Origin of the sequence: Ilumatobacter sp., from assembly GCF_049588435.1 — a bacterium.
Classification (GTDB): domain Bacteria; phylum Actinomycetota; class Acidimicrobiia; order Acidimicrobiales; family Ilumatobacteraceae; genus Ilumatobacter_A.
In genome coordinates this window covers 1-3,963 of the sequence record NZ_JBAVYV010000392.1, presented here as the reverse complement: position 1 = coordinate 3,963, position 3,963 = coordinate 1, and the positions used below count along the sequence as shown (strand labels likewise).

The 3,963-nt window shown below is 67.2% G+C and carries 5 protein-coding genes; 4 read left to right on the top strand and 1 reads right to left on the bottom strand.

Annotation, left to right across the window (positions count from 1 at the left end):
• Nucleotides 1-875, top strand: an 875-nt coding sequence (gene glp, locus WBV89_RS15180) for a gephyrin-like molybdotransferase Glp (RefSeq protein ID WP_423982194.1), incomplete at its 5' end; no start/stop codon positions are given.
• Between the two features lie 56 nt (nt 876-931).
• The gene (moaA, locus tag WBV89_RS15175; RefSeq protein WP_423982193.1) at nt 932-1,963 is read left to right on the top strand and encodes a GTP 3',8-cyclase MoaA; all 1,032 of its coding nucleotides are present in this window, start codon (nt 932-934) and stop codon (nt 1,961-1,963) included.
• Between the two features lie 30 nt (nt 1,964-1,993).
• Here the strand turns inward: moaA and WBV89_RS15170 are convergent, their stop codons facing one another.
• Nucleotides 1,994-2,764: a maleylpyruvate isomerase family mycothiol-dependent enzyme gene (locus WBV89_RS15170; protein ID WP_423982192.1), complete on the bottom strand. Its 771-nt coding sequence runs from the start codon at nt 2,762-2,764 to the stop codon at nt 1,994-1,996.
• A gap of 125 nt (nt 2,765-2,889) precedes the next feature.
• Here WBV89_RS15170 and moaC point away from each other — a divergent pair, with 125 nt between their 5' ends.
• Together moaC and WBV89_RS15160 are read left to right on the top strand one after the other, a co-directional pair.
• The gene (gene moaC / locus WBV89_RS15165) at nt 2,890-3,426 is read left to right on the top strand and encodes a cyclic pyranopterin monophosphate synthase MoaC (RefSeq protein ID WP_423982191.1); all 537 of its coding nucleotides are present in this window, start codon (nt 2,890-2,892) and stop codon (nt 3,424-3,426) included.
• 131 nt (nt 3,427-3,557) lie between these two features.
• A partial coding sequence (locus WBV89_RS15160; protein WP_423982190.1) for a hypothetical protein occupies nt 3,558-3,963 on the top strand: 406 nt, incomplete at its 3' end.

Here is a 3,963-nt window from a genome sequence, read left to right as displayed (position 1 = left end):
AGCGGGTCCGGTTGTCGGCAACGGTGCCCGCCGGCGGAGCCGTGCGTGGCGCCGGCGACGACGTGCGGATCGGCGACCAGGTGTTCCCGGCAGGAGCGACGGTCACCCCGGCGGTCCAGGCGGTCCTCGCGAGCGTCAACGCCCAGGTCGTCGACGTCTACCCACGGCTGCGTGTCGCGGTGCTCTCGACGGGCGACGAGCTGATCGACGACGGATCGCCACTCGCACTCGGCCAGATTCGCGAGTCGAACAAGACGATGCTCGCGGCGATGCTCGCCGAGACCGGTTGCGAGGTCGTCGATCTCGGTGTCGTGCGTGACGACGAGGCCGAACTCGAGCGCGTTCTGCGCTCAGCGGCACTCGACTGCGACGCGATCGTGTCGAGCGGCGGCGTGTCGATGGGCGACTACGACGTCGTCAAGGCGGTACTCGGCCGGATCGCGGACATGACGTGGTTGCAGATGGCGATCAAGCCCGCGAAGCCGTTCGCCTTCGGCACGCTCACGCGCGAGGACGGCACGCGGGTGCCGATCTTCGGTCTTCCGGGCAACCCGGTCAGCTCGATGGTCAGCTACGAGCTGATGGCGCGCCCGGCGTTGCGGCGGATGATGGGCCACACCAGCCTCACCCGCCAGCACCTGATCGGGATCGCCGATGTCGACTTCGGTCGTCATGCCGATGGCAAGGTCCACTTCACCCGCGTGAACGGGCACTTCGCCGACGACGGCCGCTACCACGTGGTCCCGGTCGGAGCGCAGGGCAGCCATCAGTTGGCCGCGACGGCGTCGGCCGATGCGATGGCGGTGATCCCGGACGGTGACGGCCTCGGTGCCGGATCGGACGTCGCAGTACTCTTGCTCCGCGGCGACCAGTAGACCCGCACCGGGCAACCGGTGGCTGGTCCCGGGTGGCCCGCCGGTACCGTGAGGGAATGGCTGGGGTCCACGAGCATCAGGATCTGATCGATCCGTTCGGTCGGCACATCCGCGACCTGCGGATCTCGATCACCGACCGCTGCAACTTCCGCTGCACCTACTGCATGCCCGAGGACGGTCTCGAGTGGCTCGACCGATCCCAGGTCATGTCGTTCGAGGAGATGGAACACCTGGCCCGGATCTTCGTCGAGCGGTACGGCGTGCGTGGGATCCGCCTCACCGGCGGCGAACCGACCGTGCGCGCACAGCTTCCCCTCCTGGTGAGCAAGCTCGCGAAGCTCGAACATTCCGGTGGTCCGATCGATCTGTCGATGACGACGAACGGTGCGACGCTGCGCAAGCTCGCGGTCCGCCTCCGAAACGCCGGGCTCAAGCGGGTGAACATCAGCCTCGACACACTCGATCGTGAGAAGTTCCACCGCATGACCCGGCGCGACGAACTCGACAACGTGCTCGACGGCATCGCCGCGGCGCAGGAGGCGGGATTCGACCCCGTCAAGATCAACGCCGTGATCGAACGTGGTGTCAACGACGACGAGATTGTCGACTTGGCCACCTTCGGACGTGAACGCAATGTCGAGATGCGCTTCATCGAGTTCATGCCGCTCGACGCCGATGGACACTGGGTGAACGACACGGTCGTCGGCCAGGACGAGATGGTCGAGATGATCAACGCGGTCTACCCGATCGAGGTCATGCCGTCACGCGGCGCGGCCCCGGCCGACCGTTTCCGGTTCCTCGATCGCGACGAGAGCGAACCTGGTGGACGGATCGGAATCATCCCGACCGTCACCAAGCCGTTCTGCGGTGACTGCGACCGGGTGCGCCTCACGTCCGACGGCGACTTCCGCACGTGCCTGTTCGCCACCAAGGAATTCGATCTCCTCACGGCGCTGCGCAACGGCGAGAGTGACGATCAGATCGCCGAGCGCATCGAAGCTGCCGTCGCGACGAAGTGGGCCGGTCACCAGATCAACCAGGTGAGCTTCACCCGCCCTGCGAAGTCGATGAGCCAGATCGGCGGCTGACGCACATCGGTGCCAGGCACCGATGTGCATCTAGCTCAGGTCGGTGTAGGCGCGGAAGCGTCGGGCCACGACTTCGTCGCCGATGATCTCGATGCCCTCGGTGCTACGCCGCCACAGCCACATCAAGATGTCGTGCGCTCGCCCGCGGATGGCGGCGTCGCCCTTGCGGTGCTCGCGGGTGAAGGTGCAGCTCGGCTCCTTCAGGCTCGACACGAACCACTCGCCACCGGCGACGTCGTTCTCGTCGGTGTCGGTGCAGTGCAGGTGAACCGTGCCTCCGGGCTTCATCTCCCCGTCGCGACGCTCGGTACCGGCGAACCACATCAGGAACTCGTCGATGCCGTCGGCCGCCATCGGCGTGGGCACCTCGTACGGGTCACCCGTCGCGTTGGCCGCGTCGAAACGATGGACGGCGGCTTCCTGCGCCATCCGTCGACGAACCCAGCCCGTGTCGCGGTTGGCACCGGTCCAGGTCCACACCTCGCGATCGATTCCGGCGTCGACGAGCGCCGAGAACAACTCGTTGTGCGTGAGCGCCAGCCAGTCGACCATCAGGTCATCGGTCGGCCGCTCGATCTGGCGGATGCTCTGGAGTTGGCCGCGTTCGGTGATCGGCCCGGCCACGATCCGCCCCCAGAAGTGCCACACCTCGCCCTGGTGGTACGCGAGGTCGGACAGGTTCCAATCGGGACAGCCCGGGATCGACGTCGCCGGATCGTGGTCGCTGACCAGGTCGATGAACGCCACACCGTCGGTGCGCAGCGTCTCGATCGCGTCGTAGGGGAGTCCGTTCGATTCCATTCCGCTGAAGGTATCCGGAGCGCGGTGCGCAACCGCCCGCCGGCACGCACCGGGTGCTCCCGGGGCACATCCCCGTTCTGCGCGACGCGGTCGCGTGGGACGCCTGCGACTACCGTGCGGGTCCGATGAGCGATCTCGAGTTCACCCACCTCGATCCACTCGGTCGGGCACGCATGGTCGATGTGACTCCGAAGGAGCCGACGCACCGTCGGGCGGTCGCGCGGTGCACGGTGTCGATGAAGCCGGAGACCACCACGGCGATCGCCAACCGTGAGGTCAAGAAGGGCGATGTCCTGTCGGTCGCCCGCGTCGCCGGGATCCAGGCCGCCAAGCGAACCTCCGACATGATCCCGCTGTGTCATCCGCTGTTGATCGGGGCGGTGTCGGTCAACTTCGAGATCGGTGACGACTTCGTCGCCATCGAGGCGCAGGTCGACACCGTCGACCGTACCGGTGTCGAGATGGAGGCCCTCCACGCGTGCAGCGTCGCTGCGCTGACCGTGTACGACATGTGCAAATCGGCCGACCGAGCGATGGTGATCGGCGAGCTCACGCTGTGGGAGAAGACCGGCGGACGCTCCGGCACGTATCGGCGGATGGACGACGCCGGAGGCGATCCCGACGCCGGCGCGGACCCCGACCAACAGGCGTCGAAGGGCTGAGGTCGAGGCATGGGCAGTGACGCAGGACACGGTGGTCGTTGCATGACGCGTCATAAACGTCATAGACTCGTCATACTTGCAACAGGAGAGAGTGGCGCGACCACTCCCGACCCTCACGCACACCACATCTCATGACTGAACTCATTCTCTTGGTCGTCGCCGCCGCGTGGCTCGCCGTACTCATTCCCCCGATGCTCCGCTCGAGGGTCGAGAACCGACCGAACTCCTCCGTCACCGATTTCCGCCGTCAGCTCACGAAGCTGCAGCACACCGCGACGCCACCGCGGGGTTCCGTGCGTGCAATGGGCCGCCCGCTCGCACAGTCACCGCTGAGTCGCCCGGTCGCCGCGGGTCGCCCCGGCCAGCCGACGTTGCGTTCGGGAGTGACACGCCAGCCGTCCCGTTCCGAACTCGCGGCTCGCGGAACCACGTCGACGATGCCCGCTCGGACCGAGCCCGAGGTCGAAGCACCGCGATTCCGGACGCACGGCGACCCGACCGGTGGCCGGCGTCGCCCCGCAGCACGCGAGCAGCGTG